The sequence below is a fragment of the Stenotrophomonas sp. C3(2023) genome (assembly GCF_032911385.1).
Lineage (GTDB): Bacteria > Pseudomonadota > Gammaproteobacteria > Xanthomonadales > Xanthomonadaceae > Stenotrophomonas.
In genome coordinates this window covers 216,749-233,364 of sequence record NZ_JAWJLO010000001.1, presented here as the reverse complement: position 1 = coordinate 233,364, position 16,616 = coordinate 216,749, and the positions used below count along the sequence as shown (strand labels likewise).

At 68.2% G+C, this 16,616-nt stretch carries 14 protein-coding genes; 3 read left to right on the top strand and 11 right to left on the bottom strand.

Annotation, left to right across the window (positions count from 1 at the left end; translation table 11 throughout):
* The first annotated feature begins 136 nt into the window (after positions 1-136).
* Together RZA67_RS00915 and RZA67_RS00910 are read left to right on the top strand one after the other, a co-directional pair.
* Positions 137-931: an undecaprenyl-diphosphate phosphatase gene (locus tag RZA67_RS00915; protein WP_317210644.1), complete on the top strand. Its 795-nt coding sequence runs from the start codon at positions 137-139 to the stop codon at positions 929-931.
* Between the two features lie 74 nt (positions 932-1,005).
* Entirely contained in the window at positions 1,006-1,827 is an 822-nt protein-coding gene (locus RZA67_RS00910; protein ID WP_317210643.1) for an META and DUF4377 domain-containing protein, read from the top strand.
* Positions 1,828-1,895: 68 nt separating this feature from the next.
* On the opposite strand, the gene RZA67_RS00905 is transcribed toward RZA67_RS00910, so the two are convergent.
* The 11 genes from RZA67_RS00905 to RZA67_RS00855 all read right to left on the bottom strand — a co-directional run bounded on the left by RZA67_RS00905 (position 1,896) and on the right by RZA67_RS00855 (position 12,613).
* Entirely contained in the window at positions 1,896-2,504 is a 609-nt protein-coding gene (locus RZA67_RS00905; RefSeq protein ID WP_317210642.1) for a YbhB/YbcL family Raf kinase inhibitor-like protein, read from the bottom strand.
* A gap of 56 nt (positions 2,505-2,560) precedes the next feature.
* Complete coding sequence (locus RZA67_RS00900; protein ID WP_317210641.1) at positions 2,561-4,642, bottom strand: tetratricopeptide repeat protein; 2,082 nt, start codon at positions 4,640-4,642, stop codon at positions 2,561-2,563.
* Between the two features lie 59 nt (positions 4,643-4,701).
* Positions 4,702-5,694, bottom strand: coding sequence for an alpha/beta fold hydrolase (locus tag RZA67_RS00895; protein WP_317213767.1), 993 nt, complete (start codon positions 5,692-5,694; stop codon positions 4,702-4,704).
* A 58-nt stretch (positions 5,695-5,752) separates the two neighbouring features.
* Positions 5,753-6,544, bottom strand: coding sequence for a lysophospholipid acyltransferase family protein (locus RZA67_RS00890; RefSeq protein WP_317210640.1), 792 nt, complete (start codon positions 6,542-6,544; stop codon positions 5,753-5,755).
* 108 nt (positions 6,545-6,652) lie between these two features.
* Positions 6,653-7,087 carry a hotdog fold thioesterase gene (locus RZA67_RS00885; RefSeq protein ID WP_317210639.1) on the bottom strand — a complete coding sequence of 145 codons (435 nt, stop codon included), beginning with the start codon at positions 7,085-7,087 and terminating at the stop codon, positions 6,653-6,655.
* Positions 7,088-7,100: 13 nt separating this feature from the next.
* Positions 7,101-9,155 carry a phospholipase D family protein gene (locus RZA67_RS00880; protein ID WP_317210638.1) on the bottom strand — a complete coding sequence of 685 codons (2,055 nt, stop codon included), beginning with the start codon at positions 9,153-9,155 and terminating at the stop codon, positions 7,101-7,103.
* Positions 9,152-9,745: a YceI family protein gene (locus tag RZA67_RS00875; RefSeq protein ID WP_317210637.1), complete on the bottom strand. Its 594-nt coding sequence runs from the start codon at positions 9,743-9,745 to the stop codon at positions 9,152-9,154. The genes RZA67_RS00880 and RZA67_RS00875 overlap by 4 nt, the downstream gene beginning before the upstream one ends.
* Before the next feature lie 4 nt (positions 9,746-9,749).
* Positions 9,750-10,226, bottom strand: a complete 477-nt coding sequence (locus RZA67_RS00870; RefSeq protein WP_317210636.1) for a histidine phosphatase family protein — start codon at positions 10,224-10,226, stop codon at positions 9,750-9,752.
* A 44-nt stretch (positions 10,227-10,270) separates the two neighbouring features.
* Positions 10,271-10,903, bottom strand: a complete 633-nt coding sequence (locus tag RZA67_RS00865) for a ParA family protein (RefSeq protein WP_317210635.1) — start codon at positions 10,901-10,903, stop codon at positions 10,271-10,273.
* A gap of 113 nt (positions 10,904-11,016) precedes the next feature.
* On the bottom strand, positions 11,017-11,928 hold the full coding sequence (locus RZA67_RS00860) for an AEC family transporter (RefSeq protein WP_317210634.1): 912 nt from the start codon (positions 11,926-11,928) through the stop codon (positions 11,017-11,019).
* A 49-nt stretch (positions 11,929-11,977) separates the two neighbouring features.
* The gene (locus RZA67_RS00855; protein WP_317210633.1) at positions 11,978-12,613 is read right to left on the bottom strand and encodes a tetratricopeptide repeat protein; all 636 of its coding nucleotides are present in this window, start codon (positions 12,611-12,613) and stop codon (positions 11,978-11,980) included.
* 162 nt (positions 12,614-12,775) lie between these two features.
* On the opposite strand from RZA67_RS00855, the gene RZA67_RS00850 reads away from it, so the two are divergent.
* Complete coding sequence (locus tag RZA67_RS00850; RefSeq protein ID WP_317210632.1) at positions 12,776-16,477, top strand: indolepyruvate ferredoxin oxidoreductase family protein; 3,702 nt, start codon at positions 12,776-12,778, stop codon at positions 16,475-16,477.
* Positions 16,478-16,616 lie beyond the last annotated feature (139 nt).

Below are 16,616 nucleotides of genomic sequence, written 5' to 3'. Positions count from 1 at the left end.
GATTTACCGAAGCGTGCACGTGAATGGTGCATGACGACGCGCACCACGATGGTGCGCACGCATCCCGGCGCACTCGATTGGTGCGCGGCCCGATGGTCTATCCTGACCGCCTTTACCGACTTCCCCTGCCCGCCCCATGTCCGATCTGTTTTCCGCCCTGCTGCTGGGCATCCTTGAAGGCATCACCGAGTTTCTGCCGATCTCCAGCACCGGTCACCTGTTGATTGCCCAGCACTGGCTGGGCGCCCGCTCGGACTTCTTCAACATCATCATCCAGGCCGGCGCGATCCTGGCCATCACCCTGGTGTTCCGCCAGCGCCTGTGGCAACTGGCCACCGGCCTGCACGACCGCGCCAACCGCGATTACGTCATGAAGCTGGGCGCGGCCTTCCTGGTCACCGCCGTGGTCGGCCTGCCGGTCCGTCTGGCCGGCTGGGAGCTGCCGGAGACCGTCACGCCGGTGGCATGGGCGCTGATCATCGGCGGCATCTGGATGCTGCTGGTCGAGCTGTACGCCGCGCGTCTGCCCGACCGTGCCCAAGTGACCTGGACGGTGGCCATCGGCGTGGGTCTGGCGCAGGTGGTGGCCGGCGTGTTTCCCGGTACCTCGCGCTCGGCCTCGGCGATCTTCCTGGCGATGGTGCTGGGCCTGAGCCGTCGCGCTGCGGCCACCGAGTTCGTGTTCCTGGTCGGCATTCCCACCATGTTCGCCGCCAGCGCCTACGCCTTCCTCGAGCTGGCCAAGGAGGGCAAGCTGGCCAGCGAGAACTGGGGCGAGGTCGGCGTGGCCTTCGTTGCCGCGGTGATCACCGGCTTTGTCGTAGTGAAGTGGTTGCTGGGCTACATCAAGTCGCACCGTTACACGCCGTTTGCGGTGTACCGCATCCTGCTCGGCGCGGCCCTGCTGCTGTTCCTGCCAGCTGGCATCTGAATCCTGCAGGCCAGCGCAGACCCCGTTCGCACATGCCGTGCGTTTGTACACCAGGACTAATCAAGGAGACCGCCATGAAACGCACCCTCAGCCTGATCCTGCCGCTGGCCCTGCTGGCTGCCTGCAGCGACCATCCGGCCCCGGTCGGCGCCACTGACGACCTCGCCCCGGGCGCGGCAGCCGCAGCCAGCCAGCGTGCCGCTGCACAGCTGGATGCGCAGCATCTGCAGGGCCAGCACTGGTTGCTGCAGGACGCCACCGGTGCCGACGGCAAGCGCATCGATGCGCTGTTCGCGCGCAGCGACAAGCCGGTGACCCTGTTGTTTGCCGATGGTCGGGTGTCGGTGGACAACGCCTGCAACCGCATGGGCGGCAGCTATACCGTCGGTACCGGCACACTGACGGTGGGCCCAATGGTCTCCACTGAAATGGCCTGCGCCGAGCCGGCGATGATGGCGCTCGACAAGGCTGTCGGCAGCCGTCTGCAGGGCGAGCTGAAGACCGAGCTTTCCGACGGCGGCCAGCTGACCCTGAGGACAGGTGCCGGCGACGTGCTGGTGTTTGCGCCCGAGCCGACCGCCGAAACCCGTTACGGCGGCCCGGGCGAGATCGTGTTCCTGGAAGTGGCGCCGCAGACGAAGCTGTGCCCGCATCCGCTGATCAAGGACAAGCAGTGCCTGCAGGTGCGTGAGGTCAGGTTCGACGAGAACGGCATCAGGCAGGGCGAGCCGGGCGAGTACACGAACTTCTACGACACGATCCAGGGGTACGAGCATGAAGCGGGCACGCACAACGTGCTGCGGGTGAAGCGCTTCAAGATCGACAATCCGCCGGCCGATGCGTCGGCGCTGGCCTATGTGCTGGATATGGTGGTGGAGACCTCCACCGGGAAGTGACGGCCAACGGCACAGCCTCTCGCAGCTGACACAAGCAACATCCGAGGTGAGGGCCGGGCGGGTTCCGGTTACAGCGTTGGATTCAGCGTGTAGGTGCCGTGCAGGGTGGCTTCGGCCAGTACGTGGCCCTGCATGGCGCGGTGCACGTCGGCGGCGGTGAACGGCGTCGGCAGGTCCAGCGTGGCCACATCCAGTGCGAAGACGCGGAAGAAGTAGCGGTGCACGCGTTCGTCGTTGAACGGCGGGTACGGGCCGTCGTAGCCGAGGTAGTCACCGGCCATGTCCGGGTTGCCGGCAAACCAGCCTGTGAAGTCGTTCAGGCCCTGACGCGTGCCCGCCGGGCCGGCCGGGGTCGGCTTGCCTTTGGCGGTGAAGCCGTCGCTGCAGCTGCCTGCGGCGATCTCACGCACCCCGGCGGGAATATCAGCCATCGCCCAGTGGACGAAATCACAGCGCGGCTGGTCCACCGGCACGCTGATGTCCTGGCGGCCCACGGTCTCCGGCACGGTGGGCACGTCCGGGTCCACGCACAGCAGCGCAAACGAGCGCGTGCCGTCGGGCACGTCACTCCAGGCCAGGTGCGGGTTGCGGTTGGGTGCGAAACCATCGTGGTCGCCTGCGGCGAACTCACGGTCGATCGGTTGGCCGTTGACCAGGCTCTGGCTGTCGAGCTTCATGCGGATGTCCTCAAGCAGGGGATGAAGCCGGGCGCTGGCCCGGCTGTATGACGTGCTCAGTCCTGGTCGTAACCCAGACGCACCGCGACCGGGGTCAGCAGCTCGAACGCTGCGCCCAGCACATCGCGGTACTGGCGCCAGTGACCGCCCGGCAGGCGCGGCGCACCGATGGCCTGGGCCGGCGGTACGCGGCCGCCGAACACTTCTTCCAGCAGGCTTGCCATCGCCTGCGGGTCGTTGCCCACACTGTCGATGCGCAGCAGCCCATGCGGATAGAGGTTCTGCTCGTGCAGCGTGGCCACCTGGGCCATCACCCGGGCCAGCCATTCGGCGGCTTCGTTGAGTGAGTTCACTGCAAACGGCACCGGCGCGCCGTAGGCGATCCAGTCCAGCAGCATGTCGCGCGGGTCACGCAGCACCACCAGCAGGCGACCCTGCGGCAGCTGCGGGCGCAGAGCCCACAGCAGTGCGTTGTCCCACCACAGCAGCCAGTCGATCATGGTGTCGTTGGCCAGGCCGCGCTGCGGCAGCTGTGCACGCCAGCTGGCCACCAGACCCTCGGCGGTCAGCTTGCCCGAGGCCAGGTCCTGCAGCGTGTGGTAGTTCTGGAACGCATCGTTGGGCGGGCTGGCGCCGAGCCGGTCGGCACGCAGCACCTTGCTGATGCCGGCCAGCGTGGTCACCACGCGTTCCACGCCCGAACCCGGTGCGCCCCACAGGAAGATCGGCGAGGTGGTGTCCGGGTCCGCGTCAGGCAGGGCGCCCATGTCCGGCCAGCTCGCCGGCGCCTTGGCCTGCGGCGGCAACGGCAGGCGCTGCGGTGCGGCTTCGGCATGCAGGTCCAGCCAGGTGCGCAGCGCGTCGCGCTGCTGTCCCGCACGGTCCTGCACTTCGCCCAGCCAGGTGCGCAGCTCGCTGCGGTTGGCCTCCGGCGCGCTGTCCACCAGCGTCCGCACGTAGCGCACGGCAGCGTCGCCATCGCGGCTGAGCAGACCGTCCACCAGACGGCGCTCGCCGCTGATGCGACCCGGCTCCAGCGCCACGATTCGTGCGGCCACGGCTTCGGCCTGCTCGTGTTCGCGCGCCATGTCATGCAGACGCATGCGTGTTTCCAGCGCCGGCAGGTGACCGGGCATCGCCGCCAGCCAGCGCTCGACCACGGCCACGGCGCCTTCGCCGCCGACCGGCTCTACCGCCAGGCGGGCCAGCCACAGGTCATGCAGCTGGTCATTGCCTGGTGCAGCCAGCGCGGCGTCCAGTTCGGTCCGTGCTTCGTCGGCGCGGTTCAGGCGTTCCCAACAGACCAGCAGCAGCTGCAGCAGCTGCCGGTCGCCTGCGGCGGTGGCCAGCTGTGGACGCAGGTGCTCCAGCGCCTGCAGCGGCTGGCCGGTATGCAGCGCCAGTTCGGCCGCCAGGCGGCGCAGGCCCGGAGCGTCCAGACCCTGCTGGGCCAGTGCCACTTCCAGCATCTGCGAGGCCGCTTCGAGGTTGCCCTGGCGCAGTGCCAGCTGCACCACCAGCCCCTGCAGCGTGTGCAGGGCGGGGTTCAACTCGAGCACGCGGCGGAAGGCCTGCTCGGCAAAGGCCAGCATCTCCTTGCCCATGTACGCGAAGCCGAGCGCGTAGAGGATGCGGGCATCGTCAGGCAGCGCGCGAGCGGCGGCCGACAGGCGGCTCAGCGCCTGGTCGAGGTCACCCTGGTTGAGCGCGACCATGCCTTCCAGCGCGGCCACTTCCGGATGGTCGGGATCGATGCGCGCGGCCAGGCGCACCTGCGCCGTCGCGGTGTCCATGTCGCTGCGTGCCATCGCCAGGTGCGCCTGCACCAGGTAGGCGGAGAACTCATTCGGGTTCAAGCCCGTGCTGCGCTGCAGGGCTTCGCTGGCCTCGTCGAGCTGACGCAGTGCCAGCAGCAGGCCGGCATGCTGCAGATGCAGGCTGGCGTCATCCGGCGTCAGCGCCAGGGCCTGCCGCACGCTGTCCTGCGCCTGGGCCAGCTGCCCCTGCTGTTGCAGGGCCAGCGCATGCCAGCGGTAGGCCTGCGCCTGCTGCGGCTCGCTGGCGATCCACTGGTTGGCCAGCTGCACGGCCTGGTCGGCATCGTTCAGCCGCAGGGCTTGGAGGATCTGGTCTTGCATGGGCGGGTCCGGCTCTGGGGCAAACCCGCATTGTAACGGCCTGTGCGGCCAGCGCCGGCTCAGCCGTGCGTACGCGCCTGCGCCAGGTGCTGGGCCACCCAGCGCTCGGAAAATCCGTCGCCGCGCCAGTTTTCCAGGAACCCGCAGTGGCCGCCCCAGTTGGCGGTCTGCAGGCGTGCCTGCGCCGGCAGTGCCCACTCGCCAAAGCTGGCATAGGGAATCACCGGATCGTCCTTGGCCATCAGGATATCGGCCGGCACCTGCAGCCCCGTCAACCGCTCGCCGGCGATGGAATAGCCATCGAAATAGGCCTGCAGCGTGCCGAAGGTGGTGTGGTGCTCGACCAGCCAGGTCGTCAGCGAGCGGATGTCCAGCCGCAGCACGGCGTCATCCCAGTCGCCGAGGTCGGGGAACAGGTCGCGCTTGCGCCGCAGCGAACCGGCCCACTTGCGGCGGAAGTACCAGTCGTACATCGCCGGCCCGTTCTGGATGTTGTCCATCGTCAGCGCCGGGTCCAGCACCGGGCAGACCGCAGCCACGCGCCGCAGCGGCACACCGGCGGCCGGCGCATGCAATGCCAGCCGCAGCACGAAATTGCCGCCCAGCGAGTAGCCGGCCGACACCAGCGGCAGCGTCGGCCAGCGCGCGGCCACGTCGCCAGCGGCATGCACCACTTCCTCGATGAGGTTGGAGTGGAAGATGCCGGGATTGAGGTGATGGGTATTGCCGTGGTCGCGGAAGTTCAGCCGCACCACGTCAAAGCCCTGCTCGAGCATGCGCGCGGCGGTCATGCGCATGTAGCTGGATTCGGCGCTGCCTTCCCAGCCATGCAGCAGCAGCGCCATGCCCTGCGGCTGCCGTCCGGCGATGCTGCTGTGCCAAGCCTGCAGACGCACGCCTTGGCCGCCGTCGAGGATCAGCTCACGGGTCTGCGCGCCGCTGGCGGTGAGCAGCGCCTGCCCGCGCAGCAGCCGCATGCGGCTGGAGCTGAGCATCGACTGCAGGTGCGGATTCCGCAGCCAGCGCGGTGGCCGGTAGTCGTCCGCACTCAGCAGCCCCGGCGTGGCCGGGTCGAGCGTCAGCAGGGGCGCGGGCAGCGACACCAGCGGCTCAGGCGCCGCTCATCGCTGCCACGATGCGGCCGCGCGAGGTCTCGGCGATGCGGCGCCGGCCTTCCAGGTCGTGGCTGCTGATCGGCTCGAGGAAATGCACCTCTGCCTGCCGCGCCGGCTCGCCGAGCAGACGCAGGAAATTGGCGAAGAAGCTCTCGCTGGCACCGAAGGCGACGATGGTCTGCGCGTTGCCGCCAGCACCGTAGACCAGCGCCACCGGCTGCACCGGCACGCCGGTTTCCACCGCCGCCTGGAAGATGCGCGCGTGGAACGGGCCGACGTCGCGGCCGCCACGGGTGCGGCCTTCCGGGAACACGCCCACCGCCCTGTTCTGGCGCAGGCGCTCGACCATCGCGTCCATCACACCACTCAGCGACTCGGTGCTGCCACGCTGGTGGAAGATGGTCTGGCCACGTGCCGCCAGCCAGCCCACCACCGGCCAGCCGGCAATCTCACGCTTGGCCACAAAGCCCATCATGCGCTGGCTGTGCAGCACGCAGATGTCGACCCAGCTCACATGGTTGGCCACGAACAGCACCGCGCCCTGCAGCGGCTGACCGATGCGGCGCAGGCGGAAACCGAAGATCCACATCAGCCCGCCGGACCACCAGTTGACCACCTTGTCGCCGAAGGTGGCATCACCCACGCGCACGTTGCCCCACGGCGGCAGCATGCCGAGCAGGATCAGCGGCAGGAACACGACCAGGTGGACCAGCAGCAGGGGAACGCGGTACAGGTAGCGGCAGACACGCGCTACGCCGCCACGGGAGGCGGAGGCGGGGGATTTCATCCACGCACGATACCCGAGCGCCGCAGGCTCCGCCAGCACGGGCGCGCCAAGGTCATTGCCGGACCGGGCCATGCGCCTGCGCATGGCGATCTGGCGGCGAAATCCGACTCAGCCGTGGCCGGCGGCGACCACTGCCAAGGTCAGGCGCGAGGTGCAGACCAGCCGCCCCTGCTCGTCTTCGATGCGGATGTCCCACAGCTGGGTGCTGCGGCCCACGTGGATGGCACGCGCGGTACCGGTGACCACGCCATCGCGCTTGGCACGCACGTGGTTGGCGTTGATCTCCAGCCCGACACAGACCTGCTCGGCGGTGTCCACGCACAGGTTGCCGGCGCTGCTGCCCAGCGTTTCGGCCAGCACCACCGACGCGCCGCCGTGCAGGATGCCGTAGGGCTGATGGGTGCGCGCATCCACCGGCATGGTGGCCTGCAGCCAGTCGTCACCGGCGGCGGTGAAAACGATGCCCAGCTGGGCGATGACGGTATTGCGGCTGAGCGCGTTGAGCTGCTCGAGCGAAACCGGGGCACGGAACACCGCAGCCATCTATACCTCCAGGTCAGAGAATGGGCACCAGGCCGGCACCGAAGGCGGTCAGCATGCGCACCAGCAGCCACTTCGGCCCGACGTTGACCTCGGGAAAGTCACCGACAGGCTGGTAGCACGCCGAAAAGCCGGGGTCCTGCCGTGGCAGGGGTGCCGGGCAGTCCGGGCCAGGCTGGAACTCATACACCGTGGCATAGCGCCACGGCCAGAAATCAAGAATCGGCAGCGCCTCGGAGGCCTTGCCCATGCTGTAGTTCAGGCCGGACAGCACCACCGGCTTGGCACGCGGCGCCACCGTCCACGAGTTCTGCGGCTCGATGTCGCGCAGGATGCTGTCGGCCAGACGTGCGGCGAACACCGGGTCGTCGATGATGACGGCCCCTTCGGTGTTGTAGTTCTCGCTGCGCGGGTCGAAGTTGTGCGTGCCGATGACCGCGATGCGACGGTCCACCACCAGCGATTTGGCATGCAGCCCCATGCGCGCACCACTGCGGGTGACCGGCAGGGGCCGGTTGACCGCCTTGCTGCCCAGGAACGAGGGCCGGGTTTCGGTACGCAGCAGATCGCGCTCTACCTCGCTGCCGTTGGCCGCGGCGGCGCGCCGACGGGCGCGCGCATTGTCGTAGGCGCTGGCGGTCAGGCGCATCGCGCGGTGGTTGCCGGTCTCGGGTGCAGTGCCGGCACCGCTGCCCGGTGGGCGTGCGTTGCTGCCGGCCGCGCTGCCGCCCAGCATCGAGCCGCGCCGTTCGTCGTCGATCCCGCGGCCGATCGGGTCGGGCAGCAGGTTGCGGTAATCGACCGGCGCGTCCAGCGGGAACGGTTTGTACTCGAAGATGTTGAAGCCCAGCTCGCGCAGGTTGCGCCGCTTGTACTTGTACGACAGCGCGTAGACGATCGGATTGTCGGTGGCGGCCAAGCTGTTGGTCGAGACCAGCACCTTCGGCGGCTGCTCGCGCTTGCGCAGGTCGCGGAACAGTTCACGCGCCGGCTTGGAAAGCACCAGGTACGGCGTCTGCAGCAGCACCTCCTGCCGGGCACCCTTGATCAGCCGGTCCAGCTGCGGCTCGGTGATGTGCTGGCCATACTCTGGATGCCCGGCACGCTCGCGACGGTGCTTGCGCGGCAGGTCCGCGACGTAGCGCACCGAGCTTACCGGCAGTGCGGTGTCGACGAACATGCGGCCGACGTAGTCGGGGTCGCTGGCCTCGCGGCTGACCCGCTCCACCCGCTCCGGACGGCGGTACTGGGCCGGCTCCAGCACCGGTGGGCCGCTGTCGAGCAGGGTGCGGCCCACATCATTGAGGCGCTCGGCCGGGATGCTGCGCGGCGCGTTCCAGAAGGCCTCGAAGTTGGCGGCCATCACCCGTGCCTCGGGCCCGGCGAGCAGCACGTCGCGGTCGCGGAAGTTGTATTCGGCGTCCCAGTCGTAATAGTCGTCCTGGTAGTTGCGCCCGCCGACCACGCCGATCGCATCGTCCACCACCAGCAGCTTGTTGTGCATGCGCTGGTTGAAGCGGCGGAAGCAGCACAGCACGCTGCCGGCGTAGTCGAAGTAGTTCAGGCGGGCCTTGCCGAAGGTGGGGTTGTACACCCGCAGCTCGAAGTTCTGATGGGCGCTGGCCAATGCACCGAGAATCTGCAGGTCGGAGATCGCCGAGAGCTGGTCGATCAGCAGCCGTACCTTTACCCCGCGGCGCGACGCGGCCAGCAGCTCGTCGATGACCAGCCGCGCACTGTCGTCCTTGTCGAAGATGTAGGTCTGCAGGTCGATGCTGCGGGTGGCGCTGCGCAGCAGGTTGAGCCTGGCGACCAGTGCATCTTCTCCCTGGTCGAGGATGGTGGCGAAATGCTGCGGACGGTCCGGGCGCGATTGGCTGAACGCACGCCCGGCCAGCGCGCGCAGCGGCGAATCCTCGGCGCAACGGTCGGCCTGCTGGCAGTCCACCTGCTGCGAACGTGCCTGCACGGCAATGCCTGCCGCGCGTTCGCGCTCGGCAGTGGAGAGGGAGGCGCAGCCCCCCAGCAGCAGCAGGGCTGCCAGCAGCATCCAGCGCAACAGGGGGTTCACGGTTTTGGCGCCTCGCTCAGGCGCGCGCGTAGTACGAAGGTCACTCGATCACTCAGGGCAAGCTGCCAACTGTCCATGCCGTAGCGACCACGCAGGATCGTGCCACGGCTGACGACATCGCAATCATAGCCCGGACGGGCACATTCCGCTGGCTCCACCCGCAGCGTTTCGGGATGGCTGACGCCGCGCAGCATCAGCCGGCCCTGGATGTCACCGCCCTGCTCGACCGCAGCCGGGTCGTAGGGCAGCGAATCGAACTCCACCACCGGGTAACGCGCCGCATCGAAAAAATCCTCTCCGCGCATCCAGCCGGTATAGCGCGGCTTGCCGGGAATCTCGACGTGGCGGGTGAACATCTTCAGGTGTACCTGGTGGCGACCGTCGGAGAGCACTTCCACCCGCCCTTCGAACTGCGGGAAGTTGCCGACGATGCGTTGCCCGAGCCGGCTGCGGACCTCGAAGCCGAAGTGGGTGCGCTGCGGATCAAGCTGCAGCGGACCGCGCGCATGCACGGCCGGCAGCAGCGGCTGCGCGACCACGCCGACCGGAACACCGGTCAAGGCCAGCAGCAGCACCCAGCGCGGGTTCATCGGCTCACGGCCACCAGAACGCGTTGAGGGTGGCAACACCGGGCTCGATGCTCGCCTCAGCCGGGAAGCTCAGTACGGCCACGCCGCCCGGCGGCATGCCGCGGTAGTCACTGCTCGAGCCTTCGGTCATCAGGGCGACCAGCTGCTCCATGCCGGGATTGTGGCCCACGACCAGCAGCCGCTGGACATCGCTGTGCTCATCGATCAGGCCAGCCAGGGTACCCGGCGCGGCCTCGTAGATGCGGTCCTCAAGGCGCTGTTCGGCATAGCCGATGACGCCAAGCACGGCTTCCAGTGTCTCGCGCGTGCGTCGCGACGGCGAGCACAGCACCTGGTCGGGCAGCAGATTGTTTTCTTTCAGCCAGCGGCCGGCCGCTTCGGCTTCGGCCAGCCCGACCGGCGACAGCGGACGGTCCAGGTCGGCCTGACCGGTGATGGCCGCTTCGGCGTGGGCATGGCGCAGCAGGATCAGTTCACGCATGTAGGTCATCCATCAATGAAGGGCGATCAACGCAGGTCACAGGCTCAGGCCTTGGCCAGCCATTTCAGCAGGGGCTCCCAGTCGGCCTGATGCTCCCGCACCTGTGCCGAACGGTAATCGAACAGGCTGCGGCCCAGGCCGGTCATCACCACGTAGCTCTGGCTGTCGCGCAGCTGCGCGATGACCGGATAGGGCCAGTCGGCCAGCATCTGCACGGCCTGCTGCGAGGTCTGCGTCCACGGCTTGGTGCGGTTGAGCACCAGACCGACCGGCAGGCTGCGGTCATGCACGCGCGGCACCCGCGCCAGGCTGTTGAGGAAGCCGACGATGGCTTCGATGTCCAGCGCCGACGGCAATACCGGCACGACCACCGCGTCAGCGGCGTCGAGGAAATGCGGGATGTCGTCGGCCAGGGCGCCTGCAGGGGCATCAATGATCACCGTTTCGGTGCCATCGGGCAGTTTCTGGGCCCACTGTCTGCGCCGGTAGACATCAATCGGCAGCACCGCGCTTTCCAGCTCCGAGCGACGCTGGGCCCAACGGGTGCTGGAGCCCTGCGGGTCGGCGTCGGCGATCACCGTCCGCTGGCCCTGCAGCGCCGCATGCGCAGCCAGGTGGGTGGCGATGGTGGTCTTGCCCACCCCACCCTTTGAACCGGCCACCAGGATCGTCTTCATGCAGGCCTCGCTTCCGGGGAACGAAGCCTGAGCGTACACCGCGGCCCGTGACGGTGATAGTGAGGGCCCCGCACGACGCGCGCAGTGCCGGGCGCTGCCCGGCACCCCGGTGCTCACACGCGCCCCAACACCCACATCCATGCCGGCAACGTGAGCAGGGACGCCACAATCCCATACCCCACCATCGCCGCCGCCAGCCGCGGCGCCAAGCCGTGCGCGATCGCCAACGCCGCCGCCGTGATCATCGTCGGCATCGCCGACTCCAGCACGTTGGCCTGCAGCATCACCCCCTGCAATCCCAGCAGCCACGACAACGGCAGCGACAGGGCCGGCATCAGCACCAGCTTCAGTCCCAACCCGATGCCCAGCGGCAACAGCTCCTCGCGCGGCAGCCGCAGCTGGATCGACAGCCCCACCGCCAGCATCACCAGCGGCAGCATCGCGTCGGCCAACTGCTGCAGTGCGTTGCCGATCCACGCCGGCGACTGCGCCGGCATCAGCAGCAGCGCGAACACCAGCGCCCACAGCGGCGGAAACTTCAGCACGCGTGCCACCACCTGGGTCACCCCAGGCGGGCGGTCACCGCTGTAGCGCGCCAGCACGACCAGGCCGAAGGTGGACAGCAGCAGGAAGGTGCCGAACTGGTCGTAGACCACCGCATACGGCAGTGCCTGCTCGCCCAGCAGGGCGCGCACCATCGGGTAGCCGATGAAACTGGAGTTGGCCAGCGCCACGCAGATCAGCAGCACCGCATGCACGTCCCGGGCAAAGCCAAACAGGCGCGTTGCCAGGCTGACCAGCAGCCAGGTGGCCAGCATCAGTACCCACGGGGTGACCATCAGCCCCAGCAGGCTGGCGTCCAGATGCAGCCGCGGCACATAGGTCAGCACCGCGGCAGGCAGGCACACGTACAACACCACCTGGTTGAGCACCTGCGCGCTGTCGGCGGGCAGCACGCGCAGCCGCGCAAACAGCATGCCCAGGCCGAGCATGGCCAGTATCAGTGCGAATGCGTCCAGTGCCATCGTGACAGCTTGAAGTCAGAGGTGCCCGGCGGCAGGCGCCCGGTGCAGCTCAGGGCCAGGCCGGCGGGTTGGCCGCCCACGCCTGCTGCACCTCTTTGAGCGTGGCGCGTTCGCTCTCGCGCCAGGTCGGCAGCAGCGCGGCGAACCGGTCACTGCCGCTCCACTGTGCCGGCTCGGTGCGCGCCGCCGCCGCGTACCATTGCACCGCCTCGTCCCTGCGACCCAGCTGCCACAACGCCACGGCATAGGTCGGCGGCGCCCAGGCAGCATTGCCGCGCAGCGCATCAGCGGCCAGGTTCCACTGCTCCAGCGCCGCATCGTAGCGGCCCAGGCGGTAGAGGTCCCAGCCGTAGTTCCAGCGCACCTGGCGGCCCTGCGGCGAGTTCAGCGCGCCGCTCTTCAGCGCCTCGGCATACAGGCTTTCACCCAGCTCCACGCGTCCCTGGCCGATGGCCACCGAGGCCAGCTGCACGGTGGCCTCCAGCTGCTTGCGGCCACGCTCGCGCTGGCGCATGAGCTGGTTGACCAGATCATTGCCCTCGCCCTTGACGACCTCGACCACCTGCGCGGCCGGGTCGTTATCGAAATAGAACTCCTGCGGCGGCGCCAGCGTTGTTTCTCCCCACGCGGCCCCCGCCAATGCGGCCAGCATCACGCCGACCACCCACCGTACTGCAACTGTCATCGACTTGCCCCCAGGTTGTCACAACAACCTCCCACCCCGATCCTAACCGCAGCAAGCGTCCGGATGCGAGTGCCGGCCGCCCACGGCGCCACTGTTACAATCGGCGCCTTTCGTGCCATGCCTGCCATGGCCCGCCGCCAGCCGCTTCCAGCCAGGCCCGCCATGTCCAGCACCGCGCAACTTACCTCGCCCTCCTCCGCCGACCTGATCGACCGCGATTACACGCTCGACCACAAATACACGCGCAGCCAGGGCCGGATCTATCTGAGCGGGGTGCAGGCGCTGGTGCGCCTGCCGTTGATGCAGCGGCTGCGCGACCAGGCCGCCGGGCTCGATACCGGCGGCTTCATCAGTGGCTACCGCGGCAGCCCACTGGGCGGCTTCGACCTGGAACTGTGGCGGGCGCGCCAGCACCTGGAAGCAGCCAAGGTGAAGTTCACCCCCGGCCTCAACGAGGACCTCGGCGCCACCATGGTCTGGGGCACGCAGCAGACCAACCTGTTCCCGGGCGCCAAGGTGCAGGGCGTGTTCGGCATGTGGTATGGCAAGGGCCCGGGCGTGGACCGCTGCGGCGATGTGTTCAAGCACGCCAACGCGGCTGGCACCTCGCCGTTCGGCGGCGTGCTGGCGCTGGCCGCCGACGATCACGCCTGCCGCAGCTCGACGCTGCCGCACGGCAGCGAGGACGAGTTCGTCAGCGCGATGATGCCGGTGCTGAACCCGGCCGGCGTGCAGGACATCCTCGACATGGGTCTGCTCGGCTGGGCGATGAGCCGCTATACCGGCCGCTGGATCGGCTTCAAGACCATCGCCGAGACGGTGGAGTCCTCCGCGTCGGTGGACGTGGACCCGTTCGCGCGCCGCATCGTGCTGCCCGACGACTTCGAGATGCCGGGCGGCGGCCTCAACATCCGCTGGCCGGACCCACCGCTTGACCAGGAAATGCGCCTGCACCGCTATGCGGTGGCGGCCGCGCAGGCCTTCGCACGCGCCAACGGCATCGATCGCGTGGTGATGGATGCGCCGCAGGCGCGGCTGGGCATCGTTACCACCGGCAAGAGCTACCTGGATGTGCTGCAGGCGCTGGAATACCTTGGCCTGGACGAAGCAGCGTGCGCGCGGATCGGCATCCGCGTCTACAAGGTCGGCATGACCTGGCCGCTGGAGCCGCAGGGCATCGCGCGCTTTGCGCAGGGACTGGAAGACATCGTGGTGGTGGAGGAAAAACGTGCCTTCATCGAGCGCCAGATGAAGGAGCAGTTCTTCAACTGGCCGGCAGGCCGGGGCCAGCGGCCATCCATCGTCGGCAAGTACGACGAGGCCGGGCAATGGATTCTGCCGTCCACCGGCGAGCTGACCCCGGCTACCATCGCCGGGGTGATCGGCCAGCGCATCCTGCGCCTGCTGCAGGCCACCGGGCACAGCAACGAATCCATCGAGCAGCGCCTGCAGTGGATGCAGGAGAAGGAAGCCGAACTGGCCCTGCCGCGCGCCAGCTTCCCGCGCGTGCCGCACTACTGCTCGGGCTGCCCGCACAACACCTCCACCACCGTGCCGGAAGGCTCGCGTGCACTGGGCGGCATCGGGTGCCATTACATGGTGACCTGGATGGACCGCAGCACCGATACCTTCACCCACATGGGCGGCGAAGGGGTGACCTGGGCCGGCCAGGCCGCGTTTACCGACACCCCCCACGTGTTCCAGAACCTGGGCGACGGTACCTACTTCCACAGCGGCTCGCTGGCGATCCGCCAGGCCGTGGCGGCCGGCGTCAACATCACCTACAAGATCCTCTACAACGATGTGGTGGCGATGACCGGCGGCCAGCCGGTGGACGGCCCGTTGAGCGTGCCGGACATTGCCCGGCAGATGCGCGCCGAGGGCATCCACACCATCGTGGTGCTGTCGGACAACATCGCCAAGTGGACGCGCCAGCGCGAGCATTTCCCCAGTGATGTGGAGTTCCACGACCGCAGCGAACTGGAGGCGGTGCAGAAGCGCCTGCGCGAGGTCAAGGGTGTTTCGATCCTGATCTACGAACAGACCTGCGCCACCGAAAAGCGCCGACGCCGCAAGCGCGGCAAGCTGGAGGACCCGGCCAAGCGCGTGGTGGTCAATTCGCTGGTCTGCGAGGGCTGCGGCGACTGCGGCAGGAAGAGCTTCTGCGTCTCGGTGCTGCCCAAGGAAACCGAGTTCGGCCGCAAGCGCGAAATCGACCAGTCCAACTGCAACAAGGACTATTCCTGCACCACCGGTTTCTGCCCGAGTTTCGTCACCGTGCACGGTGGCCAGCCGCGCAAGGGCAGCCGGCGCGATGCCGCAACCCTGCTGGAAAACCTGCCGGCGCCGACCGTACGCGGCACGCTTGACCAGCCCTGGAACATCCTGATCACCGGCGTCGGCGGCACCGGCGTGGTCACCATCGGTGCACTGCTGGGCATGGCCGGCCATCTGGAGGGCAAGGGCGCTACCGTGCTCGACCAGACCGGGCTGGCGCAGAAGGGCGGCGCCGTCACCACGCACATCCGCATTGCCCAGCGCCCGCAGGACATCCACGCGGTGCGCATCGCCGCCGGCGAGGCCGACCTGGTGCTGGGCTGCGACATGGTGGTGGTCAACGACTACTGGGCGCTGTCCAAGGTGCGCGCCGGGCGGTCGCAGGTGGTGCTCAACACCTATGAGGCGATGCCGGGCGGGTTCACCACGCGACCGGACATGCAGTTCCCCGCTGCCGACATCATCGCCGGTGTGCGGGTGGCGCTGGGTGGCCAGGAGCCGCTGCTGCTCGACGCCACCCAGTTGGCCACCGCGCTGCTTGGCGATGCCATCGGCGCCAACCTGTTCATTCTCGGCTACGCGTGGCAGCACGGACTGGTGCCGCTCTCGTTCGACTCACTGATGCGCGCCATCGAGCTCAACGGTGCGGCCGTGGCGATGAACCAGCAGGCCTTTGCCTGGGGCCGTCTGGCCGCCGTCGATCCGCAGGCGGTGCAGCAGGCCGCCGGTCTGGTGCGCAACCAGCACACCGACAGCGAAGTCACCCCGGGCCCACTGCATGCGCTGCCGCCGGGTGAGTGGGAAGGCAACGAATGGGGCGCCACCGCCGCGCCGCGCAATACCGGTGACGAACGCGAGCTGCGTGGCCTGCCTTCGCACAGCGCCGACGTGGCCTTCCTGCCGCTGGACGATGCGCGCCTGTCGCGCTCGCTCGACGAGATGATCGCGCGACGCCACGCGTTCCTGATCGACTACCAGGACCGCGCCTATGCCGACCGCTACCAGCAGTTGGTACAGCGCGTGCGCCAGGTCGAGCAGGATGCGCTCGGCGGCTCGACCGCGCTGACCGAAACCGTGGCCCGTTACCTGTTCAAGCTGATGGCCTACAAGGACGAGTACGAGGTGGCGCGCCTGTACACCAGCGGCGAGTTCCAGCGCCGTGTGCAGCAGCAGTTCGACGGTGATTACCAGCTGCGCTTTCATCTGGCGCCGCCGCTGTTTGCGAAGAAGGACGAACACGGCCGCCTGCTGAAGAAGGAGTATGGACCGTGGGTGCTGAAGGCCTTCAGCGTGCTGGCACGGTTGAAGTTCCTGCGCGGTGGCCGCTTCGACCCGTTCGGCCGCACTGCCGAGCGGCGGGGCGAGCGCCAGCTGATCAGCGATTACGAGGCCACCGTGCAGTTGCTGCTGGACGGGTTGAGCGATGACCGGCTGGCGCTGGCGGTGGAGATCGCCAGCATTCCAGAGCACATCCGCGGCTACGGCCACATCAAGGAAGCGCACCTGGAAAAGGCCAAGGTCCGCGAGGCCGCGCTGCTGGCCCAGTGGCGCGACCCCAAGGCGCTGCATATCGTGCAGGTCGCCTGATGTAATCGAACGCCGACATTCAAGCAATTGTCGGCGTTCGTTTACATTCGTTGAAATGTAGTCGATCGCATGCTTTAGTGATGATTTATTTTTTTAAATTATTGATTTAAATGGCATTTATTCGCTCAATGGCACTTGC